19 protein-coding genes and 1 pseudogene are annotated in these 25,694 nt (G+C 71.4%); 5 read left to right on the top strand and 15 right to left on the bottom strand.

Features of this window, described 5'->3' with window-relative positions:
• Positions 1 to 39: 39 nt before the first annotated feature.
• The 5 genes from aroA to OG917_RS25440 form a co-directional block, all read right to left on the bottom strand.
• Positions 40 to 1,302 (bottom strand): 3-phosphoshikimate 1-carboxyvinyltransferase, encoded by a 1,263-nt coding sequence (gene aroA / locus OG917_RS25460; protein ID WP_328319923.1) that lies wholly within the window; start codon positions 1,300 to 1,302, stop codon positions 40 to 42.
• 82 nt (positions 1,303 to 1,384) lie between these two features.
• Complete coding sequence (locus OG917_RS25455; protein ID WP_328319922.1) at positions 1,385 to 3,322, bottom strand: acyl-CoA dehydrogenase family protein; 1,938 nt, start codon at positions 3,320 to 3,322, stop codon at positions 1,385 to 1,387.
• A gap of 199 nt (positions 3,323 to 3,521) precedes the next feature.
• Positions 3,522 to 4,967 (bottom strand): aldehyde dehydrogenase family protein, encoded by a 1,446-nt coding sequence (locus OG917_RS25450; RefSeq protein WP_328319921.1) that lies wholly within the window; start codon positions 4,965 to 4,967, stop codon positions 3,522 to 3,524.
• 216 nt (positions 4,968 to 5,183) lie between these two features.
• Positions 5,184 to 6,761, bottom strand: a complete 1,578-nt coding sequence (locus OG917_RS25445) for a PucR family transcriptional regulator (protein ID WP_328319920.1) — start codon at positions 6,759 to 6,761, stop codon at positions 5,184 to 5,186.
• 103 nt (positions 6,762 to 6,864) lie between these two features.
• Positions 6,865 to 9,234: an ATP/GTP-binding protein gene (locus OG917_RS25440; protein WP_328319919.1), complete on the bottom strand. Its 2,370-nt coding sequence runs from the start codon at positions 9,232 to 9,234 to the stop codon at positions 6,865 to 6,867.
• Positions 9,235 to 9,457: 223 nt separating this feature from the next.
• On the opposite strand from OG917_RS25440, the gene gabT reads away from it, so the two are divergent.
• Both gabT and OG917_RS25430 read left to right on the top strand, forming a co-directional pair.
• Complete coding sequence (gene gabT / locus OG917_RS25435; protein WP_328319918.1) at positions 9,458 to 10,789, top strand: 4-aminobutyrate--2-oxoglutarate transaminase; 1,332 nt, start codon at positions 9,458 to 9,460, stop codon at positions 10,787 to 10,789.
• Positions 10,790 to 11,131: 342 nt separating this feature from the next.
• Positions 11,132 to 11,728 carry a phosphatase PAP2 family protein gene (locus OG917_RS25430; RefSeq protein ID WP_328319917.1) on the top strand — a complete coding sequence of 199 codons (597 nt, stop codon included), beginning with the start codon at positions 11,132 to 11,134 and terminating at the stop codon, positions 11,726 to 11,728.
• Here the strand turns inward: OG917_RS25430 and OG917_RS25425 are convergent.
• From OG917_RS25425 to OG917_RS25390, 8 genes and pseudogenes are all read right to left on the bottom strand, one after another.
• Positions 11,664 to 12,683: pseudogene (locus tag OG917_RS25425) on the bottom strand (chitinase); the annotation flags it as partial. The gene OG917_RS25430 and the pseudogene OG917_RS25425 sit on opposite strands and share 65 nt — an antisense overlap.
• A gap of 200 nt (positions 12,684 to 12,883) precedes the next feature.
• On the bottom strand, positions 12,884 to 13,351 hold the full coding sequence (locus OG917_RS25420) for a hypothetical protein (protein ID WP_328319916.1): 468 nt from the start codon (positions 13,349 to 13,351) through the stop codon (positions 12,884 to 12,886).
• A 138-nt stretch (positions 13,352 to 13,489) separates the two neighbouring features.
• Positions 13,490 to 14,908, bottom strand: a complete 1,419-nt coding sequence (locus tag OG917_RS25415) for an NAD(P)/FAD-dependent oxidoreductase (RefSeq protein WP_328319915.1) — start codon at positions 14,906 to 14,908, stop codon at positions 13,490 to 13,492.
• Positions 14,909 to 14,932: 24 nt separating this feature from the next.
• Positions 14,933 to 15,742, bottom strand: coding sequence for an ABC transporter permease (locus OG917_RS25410; RefSeq protein WP_328319914.1), 810 nt, complete (start codon positions 15,740 to 15,742; stop codon positions 14,933 to 14,935).
• Positions 15,742 to 16,674 (bottom strand): ABC transporter permease, encoded by a 933-nt coding sequence (locus OG917_RS25405; RefSeq protein ID WP_328319913.1) that lies wholly within the window; start codon positions 16,672 to 16,674, stop codon positions 15,742 to 15,744. The genes OG917_RS25410 and OG917_RS25405 overlap by 1 nt, the downstream gene beginning before the upstream one ends.
• Complete coding sequence (locus OG917_RS25400; RefSeq protein ID WP_328319912.1) at positions 16,671 to 17,825, bottom strand: ABC transporter ATP-binding protein; 1,155 nt, start codon at positions 17,823 to 17,825, stop codon at positions 16,671 to 16,673. Before OG917_RS25400 ends, OG917_RS25405 begins: the two co-directional genes overlap by 4 nt.
• Before the next feature lie 106 nt (positions 17,826 to 17,931).
• Positions 17,932 to 19,179, bottom strand: coding sequence for an ABC transporter substrate-binding protein (locus tag OG917_RS25395; protein ID WP_328319911.1), 1,248 nt, complete (start codon positions 19,177 to 19,179; stop codon positions 17,932 to 17,934).
• 18 nt (positions 19,180 to 19,197) lie between these two features.
• Complete coding sequence (locus tag OG917_RS25390) at positions 19,198 to 20,703, bottom strand: gamma-aminobutyraldehyde dehydrogenase (protein WP_328322176.1); 1,506 nt, start codon at positions 20,701 to 20,703, stop codon at positions 19,198 to 19,200.
• Positions 20,704 to 20,879: 176 nt separating this feature from the next.
• Here OG917_RS25390 and OG917_RS25385 point away from each other — a divergent pair, with 176 nt between their 5' ends.
• Positions 20,880 to 21,440: an NADAR family protein gene (locus tag OG917_RS25385; RefSeq protein WP_328319910.1), complete on the top strand. Its 561-nt coding sequence runs from the start codon at positions 20,880 to 20,882 to the stop codon at positions 21,438 to 21,440.
• 174 nt (positions 21,441 to 21,614) lie between these two features.
• On the opposite strand, the gene OG917_RS25380 is transcribed toward OG917_RS25385, so the two are convergent.
• Positions 21,615 to 22,442: a DUF4190 domain-containing protein gene (locus OG917_RS25380; protein ID WP_328319909.1), complete on the bottom strand. Its 828-nt coding sequence runs from the start codon at positions 22,440 to 22,442 to the stop codon at positions 21,615 to 21,617.
• Positions 22,443 to 22,551: 109 nt separating this feature from the next.
• Between OG917_RS25380 and OG917_RS25375 the strand changes: the two genes are divergently transcribed.
• Together OG917_RS25375 and OG917_RS25370 are read left to right on the top strand one after the other, a co-directional pair.
• The gene (locus tag OG917_RS25375; RefSeq protein WP_328319908.1) at positions 22,552 to 23,577 is read left to right on the top strand and encodes an adenosine deaminase; all 1,026 of its coding nucleotides are present in this window, start codon (positions 22,552 to 22,554) and stop codon (positions 23,575 to 23,577) included.
• A 33-nt stretch (positions 23,578 to 23,610) separates the two neighbouring features.
• On the top strand, positions 23,611 to 24,306 hold the full coding sequence (locus OG917_RS25370) for a glycerophosphodiester phosphodiesterase (protein ID WP_328319907.1): 696 nt from the start codon (positions 23,611 to 23,613) through the stop codon (positions 24,304 to 24,306).
• Positions 24,307 to 24,353: 47 nt separating this feature from the next.
• Here OG917_RS25370 and OG917_RS25365 read toward each other — a convergent pair whose 3' ends face one another.
• Entirely contained in the window at positions 24,354 to 25,532 is a 1,179-nt protein-coding gene (locus OG917_RS25365; RefSeq protein WP_328319906.1) for an extracellular solute-binding protein, read from the bottom strand.
• Between the last annotated feature and the right edge of the window lie 162 nt (positions 25,533 to 25,694).

Below are 25,694 nucleotides of genomic sequence, written 5' to 3'. Positions count from 1 at the left end.
ATCGCGGAATCGCCACCCGTTCGCCGCAGCCCGGTCGCCTCACCACGCGCGCTGTAGCTCCGCGAAGGCCTGGTGGAAGCCGGGGAAGGTCTTCCGCACACAGCCCGGGTCGTCGAAGGTGATGCCCGGTGTACGCAGGCCGGTGACCGCGAAGGACATCACGATGCGGTGGTCGCCGTGCGTGCGGATCAGGGCGGGGCCGGGGGTGCCCGGCGTGATCTCGATCCAGTCGGGGCCTGTGCTGACGGCGATGCCGAGCGCGCGGAGGTTCTGCGCACAGGCCTCCAGCCGGTCGCATTCCTTCACCCGGGTGTTGCCGACGTCCTCGATCCGGACCGCCCCCGACGCGTAGGGGGCGATGGCGGCCAGGGTCGGCATGGTGTCGGAGATGTCCCGCATGTTGACCGTGAGCCCGCCGAGTGACCGCGGGCCGGTGACGGTGGTGCCGTCCGCGGTCGTCCGCACCTCGGCGCCCATCCTGGCGAGCACCTCGACGAAACGCAGATCGCCCTGGAGCGCGCCCGCTCCGAGGCCGGGCACGGTGACGGTGCGTCCGGTGAGGGCGGCCGCGGCGAAGAAGTAGCTCGCCGTGGACGCGTCGGGCTCGATGGCGTAATCGGTGGCGCGGTAGCCGCCGGGCGGCACCGTGAACACGTTGCCCTCGCGGGTCGCCCCGACGCCGAAACTGCGCATCATCGCGAGGGTGATCTCGATGTACGGGGCGGAGACCAGGTCCGTGACGGTGATGCGCAGCCCGGTGCGGGTGAGCGGGCCGAGCATCAGCAGCGCGGTGAGGTACTGCGACGACTGGCCCGCGTCGAGGGTCAGTTCACCGCCCTCGATGCCGCGCGCCACGATCCGCAGCGGGTGGTGGCCCTCGGTTCCCTCGTGGCGGAGGTCGACGCCGAGCTCCTGGAGCGCGCGGGTGAGCGGGGCCAGCGGGCGGCGGCGCATCTGGGCCGAGGCGTCGAACCGGTAGGTGCCTCCCCCGGTGCCCGCGGGGCCTGCGAGGTGGCCACCGCCCGCGGCGGCGAGTGCGGGCAGGAAGCGGGCCGTGGTGGCGCCGTCCCGGCAGTAGACGTCGGCCTCGGCCACGCCGGGCCCGGCCGGCCGTCCCTCGACGCGCCAGGCGTCCGGGCCGCGCTCCACCGCGTAGCCGAGCCGGGTCAGGCCCTCGGCGAACCCCTCGGTGTCGTCGGAGACGAGGGGGCGCTGGAGCGTGGTGGTGCCGTCGGCCGCCGCGGCCAGGAAGAGGGCGCGGGCGGTCACGGACTTGGAGCCGGGGATTTCGGTCACGGTCACGGGCCGACATTCTGCCGGGTGCGCGTGACCGGGGCCGGGGCGGGTGCACGGTGAGGGCCGTGGACCCGCCCCGGCGCCGGGATCAGCGGATGCGCCGGTGGACGTTGTCCGCAGTGGAGGGCCCCGGGGTGGCGTCGGCGATCCAGGGGCCTTCGCCCGAGGCATCGACGATGCCCTCTTCCAGCCAGCTGTACGTGCCGGAGAGAACGCCGGACACGACCTTGCCGTCCAGTTCGTCGGTGTTCGCCCAGAGCCGGCCGAAGAGCTCGTCGACGCGGAGCCTGGACTGCCGGCAGAAGGCGTCGGCCAGCTGGTACGCCTCCCGGCCGTGATCTCCCGACGCGCGCAGCAGTTCGGCCCGTACGCACGCCGCGCTCATCGCGAAGAGCTCGGCGCCGATGTCGACGATGCGGCCCAGGAAGCCCTGCTTCGTCTCCATCTTTCCCTGCCAGCGCGACATGGCGTAGAAGGTCGAGCGGGCCAGCTTGCGCGCGGAGCGCTCGATGTGGCGCAGATGGACCGAGAGGTCCGGGTGCCCTTCGGGGTGGAAGGACGCGTAGCTGCCGGGCAGCTGGCCGGGCCCCGCGACGAGCTTCGGCAGCCAGCGGGCGTAGAACGCGGTGGCCTGCGCCCCTGCCTTGGCCTTGTCCTGCAGGGAGGCATCGGGGTCGATCAGGCCGCCCGCGACGGAGAGATGGGCGTCGACGGCCTCCCGGGCGATCAGCAGGTGCATGATCTCGGTCGAGCCCTCGAAGATGCGGTTGATGCGCATGTCCCTGAGCATCTGCTCGGCGGGCACCGGCCGTTCACCGCGCGCCGCGAGCGAATCGGCTGTCTCGAAGCCGCGGCCGCCGCGGATCTGGACCAGTTCGTCGGCGATCAGCCAGCCCATCTCGGACCCGTAGAGCTTGGCGAGCGCCGCCTCGATCCGGATGTCGTTGCGGTCCTCGTCGGCCATCTGGGAGGAGAGGTCCACGACCGCTTCGAGGGCGAAGGTGGTGGCCGCGATGAAGGAGATCTTGGCCCCGACGGCTTCGTGGCGCCCGACGGGCCTGCCCCACTGCTCCCGCTCGACCGACCACTCACGGGCGATTTTCAGACACCATTTGCCCGCGCCTACGCACATCGCGGGCAGCGAGAGCCGGCCCGTGTTGAGCGTGGTGAGCGCGATCTTGAGTCCGGCGCCCTCGGGTCCGATGCGGTTCGCCGCCGGGACCCGGACCTGGTGGAAGCGGGTGACGCCGTTCTCCAGTCCGCGCAGCCCCATGAAGGCGTTGCGGTTCTCCACGGTGATACCGGGCGAGCCGGCCTCGACGATGAAGGCGGTGATACCGCCCTTGCTGTCCTCGGTCCGCGGCACGCGGGCCATGACGACGAGCAGGTCGGCGACGACGCCGTTGGTCGTCCAGAGCTTCACCCCGTCGAGGACGTAGTCGTCGCCGTCCCGCACCGCCGAGGTGGCCAGCCGGGCCGGGTCGGAGCCGACGTCCGGCTCGGTGAGCAGGAAGGCCGAGATGTCGGTGGTGGCCAGCCGGGGCAGGAAGGTGTCCTTCTGCTCCTGGGTGCCGAACTGCTTCAGCGGCTGCGGCACCCCGATCGACTGGTGCGCGGAGAGCAGCGCACCGACCGCCGGGCTGGCCGAACCGGCCAGCGAGAGAGCCCTGTTGTAGTAGACCTGCGTGAGGCCGAGGCCGCCGTACTTGGTGTCGATCTTCATGCCGAGCGCGCCGAGCTCCTTGAGCCCGTTGACCGTCTCGTCGGGGATCCGGGCCTCGCGCTCGATCAGCGCGCCGTCGATCCTGCTCTCGCAGAAGGCACGCAGCTTCGCCAGGAAGGCCTCGCCGCGGCGCACGGCCTCGGCGTCGGGCAGGGGATGGGGATGGATCAGGTCGAGCCGGAAGCGGCCGAGGAACAGCTCCTTGGCGAAGCTCGGTTTCCGCCAGTCCTGTTCACGGGCGGCCTCCGCCACCTCGCGCGCCTCGCGCTCGGTGACCCTGGGCTTGTCGAGTGGTGCGGTCATGAGGGGCACTCCTCACCGCGGATGTCGGGTGGACACACCTGCCCGCGGCCAGGTGGTGCTACGCGTCGCTACTCGTCCGTATCTACCCCATACCCAGCACAGCGGCCACCCCTCGCGTGCAGGAGGGGTGGCCGGGCGGGGGCGGTGCGTCCGATCGGGTGCGCAACCGGCCCCGCGGGTGCGGATCAGTCCGTTCGGTTCAGAGGGCGAGGCCCGTGAGGACCATGACCCGCTCGTAGGTGTAGTCCTCCATCGCGAAGCGCACGCCCTCACGGCCGACGCCGGACTGCTTGGCACCGCCGTACGGCATCTGGTCCGCGCGGTACGAGGGGACGTCGCCGACGATCACGCCGCCGACCTCCAGGGCGCTGTGGGCCCGGAACGCCGTCTGCACGTCGTGCGTGAACACGCCCGCCTGCAGGCCGTACTTGGAGTCGTTGACGGCGGCGAACGCCGCCGCCTCGCCCTCGACCCTGGTGAGCGTCAGGACCGGGCCGAAGATCTCCTCACAGGCGACCGTGGTGTCCGCGGGGACGTCGGCGAGCACCGTCGGCGCGTAGCTGGCACCGTCGCGCGAACCGCCCGCGAGTACCTTGGCACCCGCCTTGACCGCCTCGTCGACCCAGGACTCGACGCGCTTGGCCGCGTCCTCGCTGACCAGCGGGCCGACGTCGGTGGCCGCGTCGGCGGGGTCGCCGGTGGTCTGCTGCGCCACCGCGTCGACGATCTTCGGCACGAGCCGGTCGTAGACCGAGGCGTCCGCGATCACGCGCTGCACCGAGATGCAGGACTGGCCCGCCTGGTAGTTCGAGAAGGTCGCGATGCGGCCCGCGGCCCAGTCGAGGTCCTTCTCGGACGCGTAGTCGGCGAGGACGACGGCGGCGCCGTTCCCGCCGAGCTCCAGGGTGATGTGCTTGCGCGGAACCGAGTCCATGATCGCGAAGCCGACCTTGTCGGAGCCGGTGAAGGAGATGACCGGGAGGCGTTCGTCCTGGACGAGGGCGGGCATCCGGTCGTTGCCGACCGGCAGGACCGACCAGGAGCCCTCGGGCAGCTCGGTCTCGGCGAGCAGCTCGCCCAGGACAAGACCCGAGAGCGGGGTCGCAGGCGCGGGCTTGAGGATGATCGGCGCGCCGACGGCGATGGCCGGGGCGATCTTGTGGGCGCAGAGGTTGAGCGGGAAGTTGAACGGGGCGACGCCCAGGACGGTGCCCCGCGGGAACCGGCGCGTCAGCGCGAGGCGGCCGGCGCCGCCCGCGTCGGTGTCGAGGCGCTGCGCGTCGCCGCCGTTGTAGCGGCGGGCCTCCTCGGCGGCGAACCGGAACACCGACACGGCGCGGCCGACCTCGCCGCGGGCCCACTTGATGGGCTTGCCGTTCTCGGCGGTGATCAGCTGGGCGATCTCCTCCGTGCGCTCGGTCAGACGCCGCGAGACGTGGTCCAGGGCTGCGGCGCGGACGTGCGCGGGCGTCGCGGCGAACTCGTCCCGGACTGCGTGCGCGGCGGCGACTGCCTCCTCGACCTGTGCGTCGGTCGGGACGGCGACCGTACCGACGAGCCGGCCGTCCCAGGGGGAGGTGACATCGAAGGTGTCATCGCCGGTGGCCTGGCGGCCGGCGAGCCAGAAGGCGTGGGTGGAGGTCATGTGTTCCGGCCCTTCCGTGGTGGTGGTTGGTGTTCCCACGGTAGGGGGGCGGGGGCGGAGCTGTGTTTGTCCGGCATGGAGTGGTGCGGGCCGCCGGGGCGCCGGAATGTCGTGGGCCGGGCCTGTCGCGTCCCCGGGCGCGGAGCGGTCCGCGCCTCACGGCACGCTCGTGGGCGCCGGACGCTGTCCGGTGCGGACGTCACGGCATGCTCGACCTCACGGCATGCTCGTGGCCTTCAGCGCCAGCCAGAGCTCCATCCGTACGTCCGGGTCGTCCAGGGACCGGCCCAGGATCTCCTCGACCCGCCGCATCCGGTACCGCAGGGTGTGCCGGTGCACGCCCAGGTCGGCGGCGGCCGCGTCCCACTGCCCGTGGTGCGCGAGCCAGGCCCGCAGGGAGGCCACCAGGTCGCCGCGGCCCGTCGCGTCGTGCTCGTGCAGGGGCCGCAGCATGCCGTCGGCGAAGGCCCGTACGGCGTCGTCGGCGAGCAGCGGTACCACGGAACCGGCTGCGAGTTCCTCGTGTTCGACCAGGATCCGGCCGCGCCGGCGGGCCACCGAAAGCGCCTGTTCGGCCTGGCGGTACGCGGAGGCGGCGGCGATCGTGCCGGCCGGCGCGGACTGGCCGATGACGACCTGTTCCTCCTCCCCCGCCGCTGCGGGGGCCCGGGTGTCCGCGGGTGAGTCGCGGCGGGCCTCGATCTCCCCCGCGTACGCGGTGCAGGCCGTCACCGCCGCGCCTCCGTCGGTGGCGAGCACGACGAGCCGCTCGCCCTCAGGGACGACGAGCACCATCTCACCGGCCCGGGAGGCCCCGGCCTCCAGCGACTCGGCCAGCTCCTGGAGTGCGGCGGACGTGCCCTCGGCGATGAGCAGCCGGTACGGGGCGTCCAGCAGGCCGTTGTACAGGTCCCCGGCGACCGCGCGCGCGTGGTCCGGCTCGCCGGCCAGCAGCATCCGCAGCACAGCGGCCCCCAGCCGGTCCTCGGCGGCCCGCAGGGCGCGGGAGCGTTCGGTGGTCAGGGTGAGCAGGGCGATGGCCGAGTGCACCGCGTACCGCTCGGCGGTGCCCAGCGGGGCGCCCGTGCCGACGGCCAGCGCGCCGTGCGGCCGGCGGCCGGTGCCGAGGGACTGGAGCTCGACGCGGTCGTCGGAGCCGCCGACCACGGCGCTGGCGGGCGCTGGGCGCTCGCCGAGCCGGGCCACGTCGGGGGTGAGCCGTGCGGCCCTGCGCGCGGCCCACTCGGGGGCGGCGGCGACGACGGTGCCTGCCGCGTCGTACAGCGCGGCCCAGCCGTTGACATGGACAGCGAGCCGCGCCAGCAGGTCGCCGGGTCCGTCTCCGCCGAGCGCGGCCCGGGTCAGCTCGCGCTGGGCCTCGAACCCTGCGGTGACCGAGCGGTACTGGTCGGCGGCGATCGCCGCCGAGACGGCCTTGCTGATGGCCAGGAAGGGCGTACGCCGGGGCACCTCCAGGAGCGGCAGCCCCTCTTCCTCCGCCGCGGCGACGAGCGCGGGCGGGATGTCGTCGTAGTGCACGCCGACGGCGAACCCGAGCCCGACGACTCCGGCCTTGGCGAGCCGCCGTACGTACCTGCGCATCGACTCCTGGTCGTCGGTGTCCAGCGTCATCGCGGTGATGAGGAGGAGCTCGCCGCCCTCCATGTACGGGACCGGGTCGGCCAGCTCACTGACATGGGCCCAGCGCACCGGCGTGTCAAGACGTCCCTCCCCCGCACGCACGGTCAGCTTGAGCGTGGAGTGGTGGACGAGCGAGGCAAGGGTGGGCGGCATGGGGGGACCGTAAAACCTTCGGCTGAAGAATGAGTGAGAAGTACGCCGCCCCGTATGAACGGCTCCACCAATTCTGCCAGGGCGTACGAGTCCCCGCTCCGGATCAGCCGCGCAGATCCACCAGAAGGGGCGGTGCGTGCTCCCCGCGCACCGTCGTCAGCGAGAGCACCGCATGGCCCGCGGGCACCGAATGGGCCAGGTCGGAGGCCGACCAGCGCGCACGTTCGACCCTGCGCACGGTGACCGCGTCCGTCGTCACCGCCTTGCCCGTGACGAGTTTGCGGAAGGAGTGGATCGCCCGGGTGAGCGGCTGGTCGGCGAAGACCGTGCGCTGCGTGACGTCCCTGGTCTCCACCCACTCGGTGCCCCACGCCTCGGTGAAGGGCCTGCTCTCCCAGGTGGTCACCCCGGAGAAGGCCATCCGGCAGCCGACCGCCCCCAGCAGTGCGGTGTGCAGCTCATCCGGTACGTCGCTGAGGCTGCGCAGGGTGAGGACGGCTCCGGCGTGCGCCGAGCGCAGCCGCTGGACGGAGCGGACCGAGTCCGCCGTGATGGCGCGGGTGGCGTCGTCGAGGACGAGGCAGGCGAAGAGCGAACGGTCGGCGCGGGCCGACGCGCTCGCGGTGAACTGGGCGAGGACGAGCCGCGTGAGGACGCGCGACGCCTCCGCGTGACCCCGTTCCGGGAGGTCGATCCTGACCCGTACGGGGTGTTCGAGCGAGCGCAGCGAGAAGGGCCTGGAGGTGCCCGATGTGTCGAAGAACCCGGCGAACGCGGGCCGGTCGAGGGAGGCGATGCGGTCGGCGAGCGCCGGTCCGGGGTCGCCCGGCGCCCCGGACTGCCGGGCGCGGGCGTCGAGTTCGCGCTGCAGACCGAAGTGGCCGCCCGCGTCCAGCGCCTCGCGCAGGGTGGCGAGTGCGGCCGGGACACCGTCGAGGAGCTCCCGCAGGTCGGGCACCGAGGGGAAGCGGCCGTATGCCGCGCGGTACGGACCCAGCAGCTGCGCCAGCGCAGTGGCGGCGCGCCGGCTGTCCACATCGGGGAGGTCGCCGGTGAACGCCTCGGCGAGGACGGCGGCGGCCTCGTCGGGGTCGGTCGTGCCGCCGTAGAGGTCGAAGTCGTGGACGGACGAGGGGTCGCCCGGCCTGACCACCACGTCGTACGCGTCGTCGGGTCCGAGCTGGGTGCCGGCCGCCGCCACCACGATGACGGCGGCCTGGCCCGCCAGTGCCTGAAGGGCGAGGGACTCCACCACGGGCCGCACCAGGGCCCGGGTCTTGCCCGCGCCGGGCGGGCCGACGGCCAGCAGAGAGGTGCCGAGCAGTCCGGGATCGAGGGCGAGACCGCTGCCGCGCCTGCCGTACGGATTGCGCTCGCCGGGGTCGACCGTGCCGAGCCTGACCTGGCTCACGAGCAGGTCGTGCCGGGCCGCGCGCACCGGCAGGTCGCGGGCGCCCGACGGGTGCACGCACGCGGCGGCGCCGGACCTGCGCACCGCTTCGGTGAAGGAGCTCAGCCGGGCGGGGTCGGCCTGGACGGAGCGCCAGGCGCGCCGCACCCGGGTGTAGTCCACGTCGTTCATCCGCCCGGAGCGCACTTCGTCGTGGAGCCGGTCGGCCAGCTCGGTCAGCCCCTGCGCGCGCAGTTCGGGCCAGTCGGCCGGGCCGTGGGCGGCGGGACCGGGGGCCGGGCCCGCCGGGCCCGTCCGCTCCTGCGGCGCCCGCTGCTCGGGCAGCTGTCCCGGGCGCAGCAGCGTGCGCCAGCGGCCGAGCCGGGCGAACGGCCAGACCACGGCGAGCGTGATCAGCCCGTACAGCGTGTACGCCACGGTCGCCGCCATCACCCGGTCGCCGCCACCGGTCAGCCAGGAGCGCGGGATCAGCATGAAGGCCATGTCGAGCCCGGGCAGGGTGTCCGTCCAGACGAAGAGCCAGACGACGAGGGCGAGGGCGGCGGCAGCCGTCGCCCGGGCGCGGGGGCCGCGCCCCTCGACGGCGTGCTCGAAGGCGCCGCGCCAGTTCCCGAGCCTGCCGAAGCCGTAGAGCAGCGCGCAGGCGATCAGGAACCGGTAGATCTCCAGCGCGTTCTCCGCGCCGCGGGGCGCCGGTTCACCCATCCGCTGACGGCTCCACCAGTCCCCCGGGGTGAAGAGTTCGAGCGGGACGCGCCAGTACGGGATGTAGCCGTTGCGCCAGAGCGACCAGACCAGGACACAGGCCAGCAGGGAGATGACGGCCCCGCTGAACAGGGTGCGGCCCGGCACGTCCTCGGACTCCGGTGGGCGCTCCTCGTGGCCGTACGCCCATACGCCGGGCCCGGCCCGGTGGCGTGGGGTCGCCAGCCAGTCGGTGAGCGCCGGCCCTGTCGCGGGTGCGTAGCCGGGCGGGGGCGGGACGGCCGGCGGCCCGGCGGGGCGCGGCACGGGTCCGGCCCCCCGGGTGCCGCGTGCGTCGTACGTGCCTTCGGTGTCCATGACCCCTGCCCCCTGACCAGCCAGGTCCGTCCTGTGCGGTGCGCATCGATCTCGCGCATCAATCTAGTGCCCCGTGCCCGCTGCCGGGGGTCATCACGCTGCTATGTCCGTGGCGGACAACGACACACCCGGATCACTACCGAACGGAGCATGCCGCGCTTCTGGGCGCACCCCTAGCCTGCTGTGAGAGGAAGCGTCCGATTTCGTCCCACAGGAGTCCCCCATGACCGCTGTTCCGCAGGAGCGCCGCGTCGTCACCGCCATCCCCGGCCCGAAGTCGCAGGAGCTCCAGGCCCGTCGCAACGCCACGGTCGCCTCGGGCGTCGGCTCCGTGCTGCCGGTCTTCACGACCCGCGCGGGCGGCGGCATCATCGAGGACGTCGACGGCAACCGCCTCATCGACTTCGGCTCGGGCATCGCCGTGACCTCCGTGGGCGCGTCGGCCGAGGCCGTCGTACGCCGCGCGTCCGCGCAGCTCGCCGAGTTCACCCACAGCTGTTTCATGGTGACCCCGTACGAGGGGTACGTCGAGGTGTGCGAGCAGCTCGCCGAGCTGACCCCGGGCGACCACGCCAAGAAGTCGGCGCTCTTCAACTCCGGCGCCGAGGCCGTCGAGAACGCCGTGAAGATCGCCCGTGCCTACACCAAGCGCCAGGCCGTCGTCGTCTTCGACCACGGTTACCACGGACGCACCAACCTCACGATGGCGCTGACGGCGAAGAACATGCCGTACAAGAACGGCTTCGGCCCGTTCGCGCCCGAGGTCTACCGGGTGCCCGTGGCGTACGGCTACCGCTGGCCGAGCGGCCCGGAGAACGCGGGTGCCGAGGCGTCCGCCCAGGCCATCGACATGATCAACAAGCAGATCGGCGCGGAGAACGTCGCCGCGATCATCATCGAGCCGGTCCTCGGCGAGGGCGGCTTCATCGAGCCCGCCAAGGGCTTCCTGCCCGCCGTCGCGCAGTTCGCGGAGGACAACGGCATCGTCTTCGTCGCGGACGAGATCCAGTCGGGCTTCTGCCGCACCGGCCAGTGGTTCGCGTGCGAGGACGAGGGCATCGTCCCCGACCTGATCACCACCGCCAAGGGCATCGCGGGCGGCCTGCCGCTCTCCGCGGTGACGGGCCGCGCCGAGATCATGGACGCGGCGCACTCCGGCGGCCTCGGCGGTACGTACGGCGGCAACCCGGTGGCCTGCGCCGGCGCCCTCGGCTCCATCGAGACGATGAAGGAGCTGGACCTCAACGCGAAGGCCCGGCGTATCGAGGAGGTCATGAAGGCACGCCTGACGGCCATCCAGGAGAAGTACGACATCGTCGGCGACGTCCGGGGGCGCGGCGCGATGATCGCGGTCGAGCTGGTCAAGTCGGGCAGCAAGGACCCCAATCCGGAGGCGACCGCAGCTCTGGCCAAGGCCTGTCACGCGGTGGGTCTGCTGGTCCTGACCTGTGGCACGTACGGCAACGTGCTGCGCTTCCTGCCCCCGCTGGTCATCGGCGAGGACCTGCTGAACGAGGGTCTGGATCTGCTGGAGCAGGCCTTCGCGGGTCTGTGACCGCAAGTAACGGTCGGGGCGTGTGAAGAACGTGTGGGGGGGCGATGGCGGGATGCGATTCCAGCTGTCGGCCCCCTCCGCTCTGCCGTACGGTTCTGACAGATGAGAGAAACACCTCGCTCGCGGGAGACCGCGGGCGATTCCAGGCAAGGGCCTCCCCAGCTCGCGCCTGGTCGTGCCTTCGCGCACACCACCGGAGCTTCGGGCTCCGGATCTCCTCACCGATCGGATGGCCGCTCGCCCCATACCCCCCGGGGCGCGCGGCACACCGGTCCAGGCGGCCGCCCCGGAACTACCCCCCCTGTTCCCGGGCGGCCGGCTTCTCTCCCCCAGCTGAGGCGCGTGCTGCTTCCCGTGCTCGGCTGCCTTCTCCTCTTCGCACTGATCACCTGGCAGGTCATGGTCCACGGACCGCTGCTGCGGCTGGACGTGCGCGCCGACGGTCTCGTCGTCGGCTCCGGTCCCGGGTGGCTGAGCGCAGGCCTCTCCGACCTGGGCAATACGGAGGTCGCCCTGCCGGTCCTGGTGGTGGCGATGGCGTACGCGCTCCGGCGCGGCAGCCGCAGGGACGTCCTGGCCGCCGCGCTGGCGATGGCCGTGGTTCCCGCTCTGGTGGTGCCGCTGAAGCTCTGGACGGCGCGGCCCGGACCGCTCGACCCGTCCACCGGGTACTTCCCTTCGGGCCACTCATCCACCGCGATGGTGGCGTACGGCGGGGCCGCGCTGCTCCTGATGCCGTACGCCCGGCGGAACTGGCCGGTGCCCGTCGCCGTAATCCTGACGGTGGCGACGGGCGCCGGTCTTCTCCTGCACGGCTACCACTGGCCCCTCGACGTGCTGGCGGCCTGGCTGCTGTGCGGGGCCCTGATGCTGGTCACTGCCAGCTGTATGCGTCGAAGTTCTTCGCGAACTCCTGGTTCCCGAACAGATCCCAGTTGACCGACCAGGCCATCAGCCCGCGCAGGGCGGGCCAGCTCCCGTGGGTCGCGTAGGAGCCGCAGCCGGTCTTCCTGGTCAGGCAGTCCAGCGCCTGGTCCACATCGGCGGTCGAGGTGAAGCCGTTGCCCGCGTTGACCGAGGCCGGCAGGCCGATGGCCACCTGGTCGGGGCGGAGCGGGGCGAACATCTTCGTCGTGTCGCCCGCGACCGGGAAGCCGGTGAGCAGCATGTCGGTCATGGCGATATGGAAGTCGGCGCCGCCCATGGAGTGGTACTGGTTGTCGAGACCCATGATCGGGCCCGAGTTGTAGTCCTGGACGTGCAGCAGCGTCAGATCGTCGCGCAGGGCGTCGATCACCGGGAGGTAGGCACCAGCGCGCGGGTCCTGGCCGCCGAACGGTCCTGAGCCGTAGAACTGGTGCCCCAGCTGCACGAAGAAGGTCTCCGGCGCCATCGTCAGCACGAACGGGTCGCCGTACTTCGCCTTGAGCGTCTTCAGCGCGGAGATCAGATTGACGACGACCGGCGTGGTCGGGTGACGGAAGTCCGTGTCACCGGTGTCGAGGGAGAGCGAGTGTCCCTCGAAATCGATGTCCAGGCCGTCGAGCCCGTACTCGTCGATGATCTTCGAGACCGAGGAGACGAAGGTGTCGCGGGCGGCGGTGGTGGTGAGCTGCACCTGGCCGTTCTGGCCGCCGATCGAGATCAGAACCTTCTTGCCCGCCGCCTGTTTGGCCTTGATCTCCGCCTTGAACGCGTCGGCCGACTCGACACCGGGGCACTCGGTGGCCGGGCAGAGGTTGAAGCGGATGTCGCCCGAGGTGGGGGAGGTCGGTTCACCGAAGGCCAGGTCGATCACGTCCCAGGAGTCGGGGACGTCCGCCAGCTTCGTGTAGCCGGAGCCGTTGGCGAAGCTGGAGTGCAGATAGCCGACCAGGGCGTGGGCGGGCAGGGCCGCGCCCGCCGCGGGGGCGGCGGCCTGGGAGGTCTGCGCGGTGGCGAGGAGCGCACTCGCCGCGAGTGCGGCCGTGGCGAGCATGGCCAGGAGTCTTGGGCGTTTCACAACTGCCTCCGGACATGGGGGGATCGAGGTGGCGCCCAACATGGTCCAGACCAATTGGACTGTCAAGACCTCACACATTCCCCGGCGGTGGTTCAGGCCGGTCCGTCACCAATGTCGCCCGCCCTGAGCGCGGCGGCCTCGTGCATCGCCAGCTCCAGCAGCGCCGGGTCGGTGAGCGTCCCCGCGCCGTCCGGCGGTACGAGCCAGCGCACCCTGCCGCCCGTGCGGCCGGGCCGCGGCACCACGATCCACGTGCCGCGCCCCGCACCCCGGACCCCTGTGCCGATCCAGCGCGCGGCCGTGCCCGGCGGCACGAAGAAGCCCATCCTGGACTCGCCGAAGTCCGCCAGCACCGGCCCCGGCCTGTCGATGAGCCGGGACAGCACATCGAGGGACGGATAGCCCAGCTCCCCCGGAACGATGAGCACGTCCCAGCGCACACCGGCGGGCAGGAGCGTCACCCCGAGGGGGTCACGCTCCCACGCCCGCCGGCACGCGCCGGGGTCCGGCGCCACCGAAGCGAGCCACTCCACTGCGGTCATTGCCCCCGAGCCAGCCATCGCCCGGCCTCCATTCGTGTACGCGACATTCCTGCGTGCACGGGGAGAGAGCGGGGTGACGGGGATTCATGACGCGGGTTCGGGCACCCGATGGCAGTGATCTGGGTCACAGGGCGGCGGCACCATGGGACGGCCGGGTCAGGAGTCGAAGCCGAGTCCCAGCCGGTCCATCGACTTCAGCCAGAGGTTCCGCCGGCCGCCATTCTCGTCCGCCCGCGCCAGCGACCACTTGGTCAGGCCGATACCGGCCCAGGCGAACGGCTCCGGCGGGAACGGCAACGGCTTGCTCCGCACCATCTCCAGCCGGGTGCGCTCCGTCTCGGCGCCCGAGAGGAGGTCGAGCATCACATCGCCGCCGAAGCGGGTGGCGCCGACGCCGAGGCCGGTGAAGCCCGCCGCGTAGGCGACCCGGCCGCCGTGCGCCGTACCGAAGAAGGCCGAGAAGCGGGAGCAGGTGTCGATCGCCCCGCCCCACGCGTGGCTGAAGCGGACCCCTTCGAGCTGCGGGAAGCAGGTGAAGAAGTGCTCGGCGAGAGTCAGATAGGTGTCCGGCCGCTGGTCGAGTTCGGCACTCAGCCTGCCGCCGTACGGATAGATCGCGTCGTAGCCGCCCCACAGGATGCGGTGGTCGGCGGTCAGCCGGAAGTAGTGGAACTGGTTGGCGCTGTCACCGAGCCCCTGCCGGCCCCGCCAGCCGATCGACGCGAGCTGCTCACCGGTGAGCGGCTCCGTCATCAGCGCGTAGTCGTAGACCGGAACGGTGTACGGGCGTACCCGCTTGACCAGCGAGGGGAAGATGTTGGTCCCCAGTGCCACCTGCCGGGCGAAGACCCTGCCGTACGGGGTGCGGACGGCCATCCCGGCGCCGGAGCGCGCGAGGCCCAGCCCGCGGGTGCGCTCGTGGATCCGTACGCCGAGGCCGAGACAGGCCTGCTTGAGCCCCCAGGCCAGCCTGGCCGGGTGCAGCATCGCGACGCCCCGCCGGTCCCAGAGCCCGGCGAGGAAGGTCGGGGAGTCCACCTCCGCCCGCAGGGCGTCCTGGTCGAGGAACTCCAGACCGTCGAAGCCGAGGTCCGCGGTCTCCCGGTGCCAGTCGCGCAGCTCCTCGGCCTGGTGCGGCCGGGTGGCGACGTCGATCTCGCCGGTGCGCTCGAAGTCGCAGTCGATCCCGTACCGCGCGACGGCCTCCTCGATGGCGTCGAGGTTGCGCGCGCCCAGCTCCTCCAGCTGCCTGATCTCCCCGGGCCAGCGTTCGAGTCCGTTGGCGAGCCCGTGGGTCAGGGACGCGGCGCAGAAGCCGCCGTTGCGGCCGGAGGCCGCCCAGCCCACCTCGTGGCCCTCGATGAGGACGACATCCAGGCCCGGGTCGCGCTCCTTGGCGAGCAGCGCGGTCCACAGTCCGCTGTAGCCCCCGCCGACGACGAGGAGATCACAGCTGGTGTCCCCGGTGAGGGCGGGCAGGACCGCGGGCTTGCCGGGATCCTCCAGCCAGAAGGACACCGGTTCGGCGTCGGCGAGCGATGCGGCAAGGGCACGGGTCATGGCAGCTGGGGCCATGGGTTCCACTCCTTCGGGTCCTGCTCAGTGCGGTGTGCTGTTCTTCCGGCGGTTGCTGATGAGCTGGCCGCCGAGTACCACCAGCACCGCGATGACGAACATCGCCGTGCCGATGACGTTGATCTGTACAGGGGTACCGCGCTGCGCCGATCCCCAGACGTACATGGGGAAGGTCACGGTCGACCCCGCATTGAAGTTGGTGATGATGAAGTCGTCGAAGGAGAGCGCGAAGGCGAGCAGCGCGCCGGCCGCGATCCCGGGTGAGGCGATGGGCAGCGTGACCCGCAGGAAGGTCTGCACCGGGCTCGCGTAGAGGTCGCGCGCCGCTTCTTCGAGCCGCGGGTCCATGGACATCACCCGGGCCTTGACCGCCGTGACGACGAAGCTCAGACAGAACATGATGTGCGCGATGAGGATGGTCCAGAAGCCCAGCTGCGCGCCCATGTTGAGGAACAGGGTGAGCAGCGAGGCGGCCATCACGACCTCGGGCATCGCCATCGGCAGGAAGATCAGCGAGTTGATCGCGCCGCGCGCCCGGAACCGGTACCGGACCAGGGCGAAGGCGATCATCGTGCCGAGCACGGTGGAGCCGATCGTCGCCCAGACCGCGATCTCCAGCGAGAGGTTCAGCGAGCCGCACATGTCGGCGACCCCGCAGGGGTCCTTCCAGGCGTCCAGCGAGAACCGCTGCCAGGTGATGTTGAAGCGTCCGTTGGGCTTGTTGAAGGAGAAGACCATCACGACGACGTTGGGCAGGATCAGATAGGCGAGTGTGATCAGCCCGGCGATGGTGACGAGATTGCGGCGCAGCCAGCGCGTGGAGTTCCTCAGCATCAGACCAGGTCCTCCGTGCCGGCTCGGCGGATGTAGACGGTGACCATGATCAGCACGATCGCCATGAGGATGAAGGAGAGCGCGGCCGCCGTCGGATAGTCGAGCACCCGCAGGAACTGCGACTGGATGACGCTGCCGACCATCTTGGTGTCGGTCGAGCCGAGCAGCTCGGAGTTGACGTAGTCACCGGCGGCCGGGATGAAGGTGAGCAGGGTGCCGGAGACGACGCCCGGCATGGAGAGCGGGAAGGTCACCTTGCGGAAGGTGGTGGCCGGGGTCGCGTAGAGGTCGCCCGCGGCTTCGTGCAGCCGTCCGTCGATCCGCTCAAGGGAGGTGTAGAGCGGCAGGATCATGAACGGCAGGAAGTTGTAGGTGAGTCCGCAGACCACCGCCATGGGTGTGGCCAGTACCCGGCTCCCGTCGGTCCAGCCGAGCCAGCTGGTCACGTCGAGGATGTGCAGGGTGTTCAGGGCGCCCACGACCGGGCCGCCGTCGGCGAGGATCGTCTTCCAGGCGAGCGTGCGGATCAGGAAGCTGGTGAAGAACGGTGCGATCACCAGGATCAGCACCAGATTGCGCCAGCGGCCCGCCTTGAAGGCGATGAGGTACGAGAGCGGGTAGCCCAGCAGCAGACAGAGCACCGTCGCCGTGCCCGCGTAGAGGAGGGAGCGGATGAACTGCGGGTAGTACTCGTGCAGGGCGTCCCAGTACGTCTGGAAGTGCCAGGTGACCCGGAAGCCGTCCTCCAGCGAACCCGTCTGCACGGAGGTCGAGGCCTGGTAGATCATCGGCAGGGCGAAGAAGACCAGCAGCCAGATGATGCCGGGCAGCAGCAGCCAGTACGGTACGAGCCGCTTGCGGACCGGGGGTTTGCGCAGGGCGCCGGCCTCCGCCGCGGGGGCCCCGGCGCGCGGGGCCTCGGTGACGCTCACGCGGCCTCCTCGGTCCCGGCGCCCGACTTGCCCGCGTCGACGGCCTGGCCGGCGTCGAGGCCGAACGAGTGGGACGGGTTCCAGTGCAGGACGACATCCGCGCCCGGCGAGAGCCGCGCGTCGCGCTCGACGTTCTGCACGTAGACCTCAAGACCGGGGCAGACCGGGCTGTCGATGACGTACTGCGTGGAGACCCCGATGAAGCTGGAGTCGGCTATGCGGCCGGTGATGCGGTTGCGTCCCCCGTCGATCCGCGCGGCGTCGTCCGCGTGTGCCAGGGCTATCTTCTCGGGCCGCACCCCGATGAGCAGCCTGCCGCCGCTGGTGGTGGGGGCCGCGCACCGGTCGGCGGGCAGCCGGAGCCTGGCCCCCGAGGCCAGGACGGTGATGTCGGAGGCAGCGTCGACGACTTCGGCCTCGATGAGGTTCGAGGTGCCGAGGAAGTTGGCGACGAACGTGGTCTGCGGATTCTCGTAGAGGTCGGCGGGCGCGCCCAGCTGCTCGACCCGGCCGCCGTTCATCACCGCGACGGTGTCGGCCATGGTCATGGCCTCCTCCTGGTCGTGGGTGACATGGACGAAGGTGATGCCGACCTCGGTCTGGATGCGCTTGAGCTCCAGCTGCATCTGACGGCGGAGTTTGAGGTCGAGGGCGCCGAGCGGCTCGTCGAGCAGCAGCACCTGCGGGTGGTTGATGAGCGCGCGGGCGACGGCGACCCGCTGCTGCTGGCCACCGGAGAGCTGGTGCGGCTTGCGGTGCGCGAAGTCCCCGAGCTGGACGAGGTCGAGCATGTCGCCGACCTGCTTCTTGACGGACTTGATGCCGCGCCTGCGCAGCCCGAAGGCGATGTTCTCCGTCACGTCGAGGTGAGGGAAGAGCGCGTAGGACTGGAAGACCGTGTTGACCGGGCGCTTGTACGGGGGCAGGTCGGTGACGTCCCGGTCGCCGAGCCGGACCGTCCCGGTGGTGGGGTCCTCCAGGCCGGCGATCATCCGCAGGGTGGTGGTCTTCCCGCAGCCGGAGGCGCCGAGGAGCGCGAAGAAGGAGCCCTGCGGGACGGTCAGGTCCAGCGGGTGCACCGCGGTGAAGGACCCGTAGGTCTTGCTGATCCCGGCGAGACGGACGTCGCCGCCTTCATTCGTCTGTGTCATGGGTACGGTCCCGGGGGGTTCGTGGGAACGGATGGGAGCAGAGGGGGGAGCGAGGGACGGGCAGGGAGGAGCGGGGAACAGGGGGATGGGGCCCGGTGCTCCGGAGTCAGGCCCCGATGAGCCGGGAGAACTTCTCCTCGTACGCCGTCTCTTCCTTGCTGGAGAGCGAGCGGAAGGAGTGCGAGCGGGCGGCCATCGCCTTGTCGGGAAGGATCAGCCTGCTGGCCGCGAGCTTGGGGTCGATCTTCGCGAGTTCCGTGCGCACACCGTCCACCGGGGAGAGGTAGTTGGTGTACGCGGTGAGCTGTGCGGCGACGGCCGGCTCGTAGTAGTAGTCCATCAGCCGCTCGGCGTTGGAGGTGTGGCGGGCCCCGGCCGGGATCATCATGTTGTCGCTGGACGTCATGTAACCGGCCGCGGGGATCGCGTACTCGACGTGCGGGTTGTCGCTCTGGAGCTGGGTGATGTCGCCGCCCCAGGCGATACAGGCGGCGATGTCGCCCTTGTCGAGGTCGCTGATGTAGTCGTTGCCGGTGAAGCGCCGTATCTGCTTGTTGTCGACCCCCTTCTGAAGGCGGCCGATCGCGGCGTCGTAGTCGGCCGCGGTGACCTTCGCGGGGTCCTTGCCCATGTCGAGCAGGGTCATCCCGATGGAGTCCCGCATCTCGGAGAGGAACCCCACCCGCCCCTTGAGCCGGGGGTCGTCGAGGAGCTGGGTGACGGAGTCGACCTTGCGGCCCCCGGTCGCCTTGGTGTTGTAGGCGATCACGGTGGGGATACCGGCCCACGGGTACGAGTAGGCGCGGCCGGGGTCCCAGTCGGGGGTGCGGAACTGCTCCGAGAGGTTGGCGTACGCGTGCGGGAGCAGCGCGGAATCGAGCCGCTCCACCCAGCCGAACCGGATCAGCCGGGCGGCCAGCCAGTCGGTCAGGATGATGATGTCGCGTCCGGTGTCCTGGCCGGCCGCGAGCTGCGGCTTGATCTTGCCGAAGAACTCGACGTTGTCGTTGATGTCCTCGGTGTACTTGACCTTGATCCCGGTGCGCCTGGTGAACGCCTCCAGGGTGGGCCGGTGCTTGCCGTCGTCGCTGACGTCCATGTACTCGGTCCAGTTGGAGAAGTTGACCACCTTCTCCGCGGCCGAGTGGTCGCTGGAGGCCGGGGCCCCGCCCTCACGCTTGGCCGCGGGGATACCGCAGCCGGTGAGGGCGGCGAGGCCGCCGAGCGTGAGAGCGCCCGCGCCGGAGGCGCGCAGCAGCGACCGCCGGGTGACGGCCCCCCTGCCACGGGTCAGAGTGCGGTGCGCGGCGGCCAGCTGGGCCGGGGAGAGAGGGTCTGGCTCGAACTGCTCCATGGGCTCGGTGCCCTTTCTTTATCGGTCCCCGAAGATCGTGCGGTGCCAGTCCTTGCGGGCCACCGCGGTGTTGTCGAACATGACGTGCTTGACCTGTGTGTACTCCTCGAACGAGTACGCGGACATGTCCTTGCCGAAGCCGCTCGCCTTGTAACCGCCGTGCGGCATCTCGCTGATGATCGGAATGTGGTCGTTGACCCACACGCACCCGGCCTGGATCTCGCGGGTCGCCCGGTTCGCCCGGAAGACGTCCCGGGTCCAGGCCGACGAGGCCAGCCCGTAGGGGGTGTCGTTGGCGAGGGCGATGCCCTCGTCGTCGGAGTCGAAGGGCAGCACGACCAGGACCGGACCGAAGATCTCGGCCTGCACGATCTCGCTGTCCTGGGCGGCGTCGGCGATCAGGGTGGGGAGGTAGTAGGCGCCGTCGTTCTCGGGCGCCTCACCTCCGGTGACCACACGGGCGGTCTCCCTGGCCCGGTCCACGAAGGCCGCGACCCGGTCGCGCTGGGCGTGGCTGATCAGCGGACCGATGTCGGTCGACTCGTCGAAGGGGTCACCGATGCGGAGGGTGCCCATCAGGTCGGCGACACCCTGGACGAAGGCGTCGTACAGCGGGCGCTGCACATAGGCGCGCGTGGCGGCCGTGCAGTCCTGGCCGGTGTTGATGAGCGAGCCCGCGACCGCGCCGTGCACGGCGGCTTCGAGGTCGGCGTCGTCGAAGACGAGGAAGGGGGCCTTGCCGCCGAGTTCGAGGTGGATCCGCTTGACGGTCGCGGTGGCGACCTCGGCGACGCGTTTGCCGACCGGAGTCGACCCGGTGAACGAGGTCATGACCACGTCCGGGTGGCCGACCAGGTGTTCGCCGGCCACCGCCCCGAGTCCGCTGACGATGTTGACGACCCCGTCGGGGATGCCCGCTTCGGTCGCGGCCTGCGCGAACATCAGCGAGGTGAGCGGGGTGATCTCGGCGGGCTTCAGCACGATGGTGTTGCCCGCGGCGATGGCAGGGAGGACCTTCCACGCGGCCATCTGCAGCGGGTAGTTCCAGGGAGCGATGGAGCCGACCACGCCGATCGCCTCGCGGCGGACGTACGAGGTGTGGTCCCCGCTGTACTCACCTGCGGACTGGCCCTGGAGGTGGCGGGCGGCGCCCGCGAAGAAGGAGGCGTTGTCGACGGTGCCCGGCACGTCGAACTCGCGGCTCAGCTTGATCGGCTTGCCGCACTGGAGGGACTCCGCGTACGCGAACTCCCCGGCGCGCTCGGCCAGCACGGCCGCGAACCGGAGCAGCGCGTCCGAGCGCTCCCCCGGGGTGGCCCCGGCCCAGCCGGGGAAGGCCGCGCGGGCCGCCGCGACCGCGGCGTCGACGTCCGCGGTGCCTGCCAGCGCGTAGCTGAGGACCACCTCGCCGGTGGCCGGGTTCACGACGTCCTGGGTCCGCCCTGATGTACCGGGGCGCAGCTGCCCGCCGATGTACTGTGCGCCGGCCGCGAAGCGGTCCCGCACCTGGAAGCTGTTGGCCATCGTGCTCTCTCCGTAGCTCAAGCTCGAATTGAGTGCCGATCCTGGCAGAGCGATAGTTCATCAACAAGTGATTCCGTTGTTTCCTTTTGGTTACGCAACGGAATCGGTCGACCATGTGTCGCGTGGGCCGGGAAATCCACGACGGAGTGTCCGTGGCGGCTGCCAGACTCCCGTGCATGGAGCGAATCAATGCGCTGACCAGGCGGGCCGGCACCGGGGAGCGGATCAAGTTCCTGCACTTCTGGGGCCACACCGCCAGGCCGGACGGCAGCATCGGGACGAGCTGTCTGAGTCAGTGGTGGCCGTCACCCTTCGTGGTGGACGGCGAGCGGTACGCCACGGCGGAACACTGGATGATGGCCGCCAAGGCGCGGCTCTTCGGTGACGCCGAAGCGGAGCGGGCCGCGCTGGAGGCCGCGAATCCCGCGCTCGCCAAGAAGGCCGGGCGCCTGGTGCGCGGCTTCGACGAGGCGATATGGCAGCGCGAGCGGTACGGGATCGTGGTCGCGGGCAGCCTGCACAAGTTCGGCTCCGACCCGGCGCTGCGGAAGTACCTGCTGACCACCGGGGAGCGGGTGCTGGTCGAGGCCAGCCCGCTGGACCGGGTGTGGGGGATCGGCCTCGCGGCGGACGACGAGCGGGCCGGGCGTCCGGAGGCCTGGCGCGGACTCAACCTGCTGGGCTTCGCTCTGATGGACGCCAGGGAGCGGCTGCGGACGCCCGTCGCCCCGGGCTGAGGGGCCGCGGCCGGGCCGTTGCCACGGGGCTGCGCCGGGACCGGATCACGGGGCCGCTGCTTGGTGAGGTGCTCCGGCCGGGGCGCCGCCCGACGGCGCTGCCCGGGCGAGCGGGGCCGCCCGGGACAGTGCTCAGTGGCCGTGCGTCAGCAACCGTGGATCAGTGGCCGTGGATCAGTGGCCGGCGCCGGCGGTCAGCGAGCTCGGGTAGGTGTCGCCGCCGCTGCCGTAGTCGGGGGTGGAGTCATGGGCGTGCGAGATACCCCAGACCATCACACCGAGAAACGCGAGGCTGACCACGATGCCGATGGGGCCCAGGATGATCCCTGCGAGGGCCATCCCCCCGTTGTTCGCCTCACCGCGGTTGGCGCGCTTGCGGCCGAGGATGCCGAAGATCAGGGCGAGCGTTCCCAGGACGACGCCGAGGCCCCAGGCGCAGAAGATGACCACGCTCAGGATGCCGAGCACCAGAGCGGCCACTCCGAAGCCGTTCGCGGGGCCCTGCTGCGGGGCGGCCCAGCCGCCGTACCCCGGGTATCCGGGATACCCGTAGGCGGCGGGGCCCTGCGGCCCGGGAGCTGCGCCCGGATACCCGGGGTACCCGTACGTGTTGGGGGCGGCCTGCCCGGGGCCGTTCGGCCCGACCGGCGGGGGCGGCACGAATCCGGGGGCCTGGTATCCCGGCGGCGCGAAGCCCGGGGGCACGGATCCGTGCTGCCCGGGGCCGGGCTGCCCGGCAAGCGGCTGCCCGGGGCCCTGCTGCTGCCCCGGGATCTGCGGGCCCTGCGGCTGCTGTCCCGCGGCGGGCTGCCCGGCACCCGCGACGGCGTCGGCCGGCATGGCCGTGACCGTCTGCTGGTCGTGCACCGGGGCGTGCGGCGTCCGCGGCTCGTCCGCCCGGCTGTCCCCCTGCTTGTCGAGCGGCACCTTCCGCGCGGGCGGAGCCCACGGGTCTCTCGGCGGCTCGGGGTCCCCCGAAGGGCGTGATGCGTCGTCTGACATGGGCCTCCCCCATCCTCGGCTCGTCATGCTAAAGCCTGTGGGCGAGGCCCAGGTCCCCGCCTACGATGTTCTCCGACCAGCAGAACTCGCCGTACCCCGGAGGACCCCGATGACCGACCTGCACCCGTTCATTGCGGGACTGCCCAAGGCGGAACTGCATGTGCACCATGTCGGGTCCGCGTCGCCGCGTATCGTCGCCGAACTCGCCGCGCACCACCCCGACTCCATGGTCCCGACGGACCCCGAAGCGCTCGCCGACTACTTCACCTTCACCGACTTCGGGCACTTCATCCAGGTGTACCTCTCCGTGGTGGACCTGATCCGCACCCCCGAGGACGTACGGCTGCTGACCTTCGAGGTCGCACGCGACATGGCCCGCCAGAACATCCGCTACGCGGAGCTCACCATCACCCCGTACTCCTCCACCCGCCGGGGCATTCCCGAGCAGGCCTTCATGGAGGCGATCGAGGACGCCCGGAAGGCCGCCGAGGCCGAGCTGGGCACCGTGCTGCGCTGGTGCTTCGACATCCCCGGCGAGGCCGGACTCGAAGCGGCCGCCGAGACGACCCGGCTCGCTCTGGACCTGCGCCCCGACGGCCTGGTCTCGTTCGGTCTCGGCGGTCCCGAAGTGGGCGTGGCCCGTCCGCAGTTCAAGCCCTACTTCGACCGGGCCCGCGCGGCCGGACTGCACTCCGTGCCGCACGCGGGCGAGACGACGGGACCTGAGACGGTCTGGGACGCGCTCCACCACCTGGGCGCCGAGCGCATCGGCCACGGCACCAGCTCGGCCCAGGACCCGAAGCTCCTCGCCCATCTCGCGGAACAGGGCATCGCGCTGGAGGTCTGCCCGACCTCGAACATCGCGACCCGGGCCGTGCGCACCCTGGAGGAGCACCCGCTGAGGGACATGGTCGACGCCGGAGTGCTGGTGACCGTCAACAGCGACGACCCGCCGATGTTCGGCACCGATCTCAACAACGAGTACCTGGTGGCCGCCCGCCTGCTGGGGCTGGACGAGCGGGGCGTCGCCGACCTGGCGAAGAACGCCGTCGGGGCGTCGTTCCTCGACGCTCCGGGCAAGGCGGAGCTGGCAGCAGAGATCGACACGTACACCACCCAGTGGCTCGCCGGGTAGCCGCCCGCGGCGGCGTTCGGCGAGGATGTCCCCATGCGTACCGTCACTGCCGTGGGTCATCGCGGCGATCCCTACCTCTTCCGTGAGAACACCCTGCCCTCCGTCCGCTCGGCGCTGGAACGGGGCGCCGACGCGGTGGAGGTCGACGTCAGGCTGACCCGGGACGGTGTGCCGGTGCTGCTGCACGACGCGACCCTGGAGCGGCTGTGGGAGCACGAGCGCCCGCTGGACCGGGTCACGGCGGACGAGCTGCGCGGGCTGACGGGCGGCGGGGTGCCCACCCTCCAGGAGGCGCTGATGACGGCCGGCGGGCACCGCCTCATGCTCGATCTGCCGGGCGCCACGGCGGAAGCGGTCCGCGCGGTCGTCGGCGTCGTCCACGAGTGCGGGGCGTCCGACCGTACGTACTATTGCGCGGGACCCTCCACCATGCTCGCCGTGCGGGAGGCCGATCCCGCCGCCGAGATCGCCATGACCTGGACGACACTCGCACCGCCGCGCCCCGCCCTGCTCGACGCGGTGCGGCCCCGCTGGCTCAACTACCGCTTCGGACTGCTGAGTCCGGAGCTCTGCGACCGCGTGCACAGGGACGGGCTGCTGGTCTCCGCGTGGACCCCCGACACCAAGCGGTCGATGCGCGGACTGATCGGCATCGGCGTCGACTCGATCACGACCAACCGCGTCGACGCCCTCCGCGCGGTCCGCCGCAGGACGCGCACCGGCGTCTGATCCGTACGGGCCGGGCGCCGGGACCCAGGCGCGACTCGGCGACCGGCCTAGAGCCCCACGAGCCGGTTCCAGCGCTTCGCGTATCCGACCCGCTCCGCCGACGTGATGTCCCGTGCGATGGAGAGGCGCTTGCGCATCGAGTCGCCGGGGAAGACCAGCGGGTCCTCGGCGAGGTGCGCCAGCTCCTTGTCCTTCGACGAGGCCAGCACCTCGCGCGCGGCAGGGACCGGACACACGTAGTTGACCCAGGCCGCCAGCTTCGCCGCGACCTCGGGCTCGTAGTAGTAGTCGATCAGCTTCTCGGCGTTGGCCTTGTGGCGGGCGAGGTTGGGGATCATCAGGGACTCCGCCCACAGCTCACCGCCCTCCTCGGGGACCACGAACTCGATGTCGGGGCTGTCAGCCTGGAGCTGGATCACGTCGCCGGAGTACGCCTGGCAGGCGAGCACGTCCCCGGTGGACAGGTCCTTGATGTAGTCGTTGCCGGTGAAGCGCCGGATCTGGTTCGTGTGTACGAGCTTCTCGACCTGGTCGCACATGGTGTCGAAGTCCTTGGCGGTCCAGCGGGTGATATCGGCGCCGTTGCCCAGCATGAGCAGCGCGAACGCCTCGTCGAGCCCGGAGAACAGGGTGACCTTGCCACGCAGGTCAGGGGCCCAGAGATCACTCATGTGCTTGATCTCGCGCCCGAGCTTGCGCCGGTTGTAGGCGATACCGGTGATCCCGGACTGCCAGGGCACGCTCTGCTTGCGCCCCTTGTCGAAGGCGGGCGACAGGAGCTGCGGGTCGAGGTACCTGGCGACGTTCGGCTGCCTGGCCCGGTCCATCTCCTCGACCCAGCCGAGCCGCACGAACCGGGCGGCCATCCAGTCGCTGATGACGATCAGGTCGCGCCCGGTCTCCTGGTGGTTCATCAGCGCCGGGCTGATCTTCCCGAAGAACTCGTCGTTGTCGTTGATCTCCTCCGTGTACCTGACCCGGATCCCGGACTGCTTCTGGAAGGCGTCCAGCGTGGGCCGCCTGGAGGAGTCGTGGTCGTCGGTGTCGATGTAGAGCGGCCAGTTGGCGAAGGCCAGGCTCTTGTCCTGTGCCGATCTGTCGCGCCCCGCCCGCTCCCCGGGCTTCACGTACGCGGCGGGGACCCCGCACCCGGTGAGCGCGGCCAGCGCACCCACCGCGCCGGAACCACGGAGGAGGGAACGCCGGGAAACACCAAGATCTGCCATGGGCCCACCCTTGCCCCGGACAGCCGCGGCGGGCAATGGACGCTGCGTACGGAGCACCCGCCCCGGCCGCGACACCTTGTCGGGGCACGGCACACGGGGGGACGCGCCGACGCACGCCGCCCCCGTACGGCGGACCGTACGGGGGCGGCGTGACAGGCCGGC

The organism is Streptomyces sp. NBC_00388 (assembly GCF_036061255.1).
GTDB lineage: Bacteria > Actinomycetota > Actinomycetes > Streptomycetales > Streptomycetaceae > Streptomyces.
This window is presented reverse-complemented; position numbering and strand designations above follow the sequence as displayed.

Coding starts and splice junctions, on each gene's coding strand:
- OG917_RS25455 (WP_328319922.1), bottom strand. CDS start 3,322: ATGACCGCACCACTCGACAAGCCCAGGGTCACCGAGCGCGAGGCGCGC.
- OG917_RS25450 (WP_328319921.1), bottom strand. CDS start 4,967: ATGACCTCCACCCACGCCTTCTGGCTCGCCGGCCGCCAGGCCACCGGC.
- OG917_RS25445 (WP_328319920.1), bottom strand. CDS start 6,761: ATGCCGCCCACCCTTGCCTCGCTCGTCCACCACTCCACGCTCAAGCTG.
- OG917_RS25440 (WP_328319919.1), bottom strand. CDS start 9,234: ATGGACACCGAAGGCACGTACGACGCACGCGGCACCCGGGGGGCCGGA.
- gabT (WP_328319918.1), top strand. CDS start 9,458: ATGACCGCTGTTCCGCAGGAGCGCCGCGTCGTCACCGCCATCCCCGGC.
- OG917_RS25420 (WP_328319916.1), bottom strand. CDS start 13,351: ATGGCTGGCTCGGGGGCAATGACCGCAGTGGAGTGGCTCGCTTCGGTG.
- OG917_RS25415 (WP_328319915.1), bottom strand. CDS start 14,908: ATGGCCCCAGCTGCCATGACCCGTGCCCTTGCCGCATCGCTCGCCGAC.
- OG917_RS25410 (WP_328319914.1), bottom strand. CDS start 15,742: ATGCTGAGGAACTCCACGCGCTGGCTGCGCCGCAATCTCGTCACCATC.
- OG917_RS25400 (WP_328319912.1), bottom strand. CDS start 17,825: ATGACACAGACGAATGAAGGCGGCGACGTCCGTCTCGCCGGGATCAGC.
- OG917_RS25395 (WP_328319911.1), bottom strand. CDS start 19,179: ATGGAGCAGTTCGAGCCAGACCCTCTCTCCCCGGCCCAGCTGGCCGCC.
- OG917_RS25390 (WP_328322176.1), bottom strand. CDS start 20,703: ATGGCCAACAGCTTCCAGGTGCGGGACCGCTTCGCGGCCGGCGCACAG.
- OG917_RS25385 (WP_328319910.1), top strand. CDS start 20,880: ATGGAGCGAATCAATGCGCTGACCAGGCGGGCCGGCACCGGGGAGCGG.
- OG917_RS25380 (WP_328319909.1), bottom strand. CDS start 22,442: ATGTCAGACGACGCATCACGCCCTTCGGGGGACCCCGAGCCGCCGAGA.
- OG917_RS25375 (WP_328319908.1), top strand. CDS start 22,552: ATGACCGACCTGCACCCGTTCATTGCGGGACTGCCCAAGGCGGAACTG.
- OG917_RS25370 (WP_328319907.1), top strand. CDS start 23,611: ATGCGTACCGTCACTGCCGTGGGTCATCGCGGCGATCCCTACCTCTTC.
- OG917_RS25365 (WP_328319906.1), bottom strand. CDS start 25,532: ATGGCAGATCTTGGTGTTTCCCGGCGTTCCCTCCTCCGTGGTTCCGGC.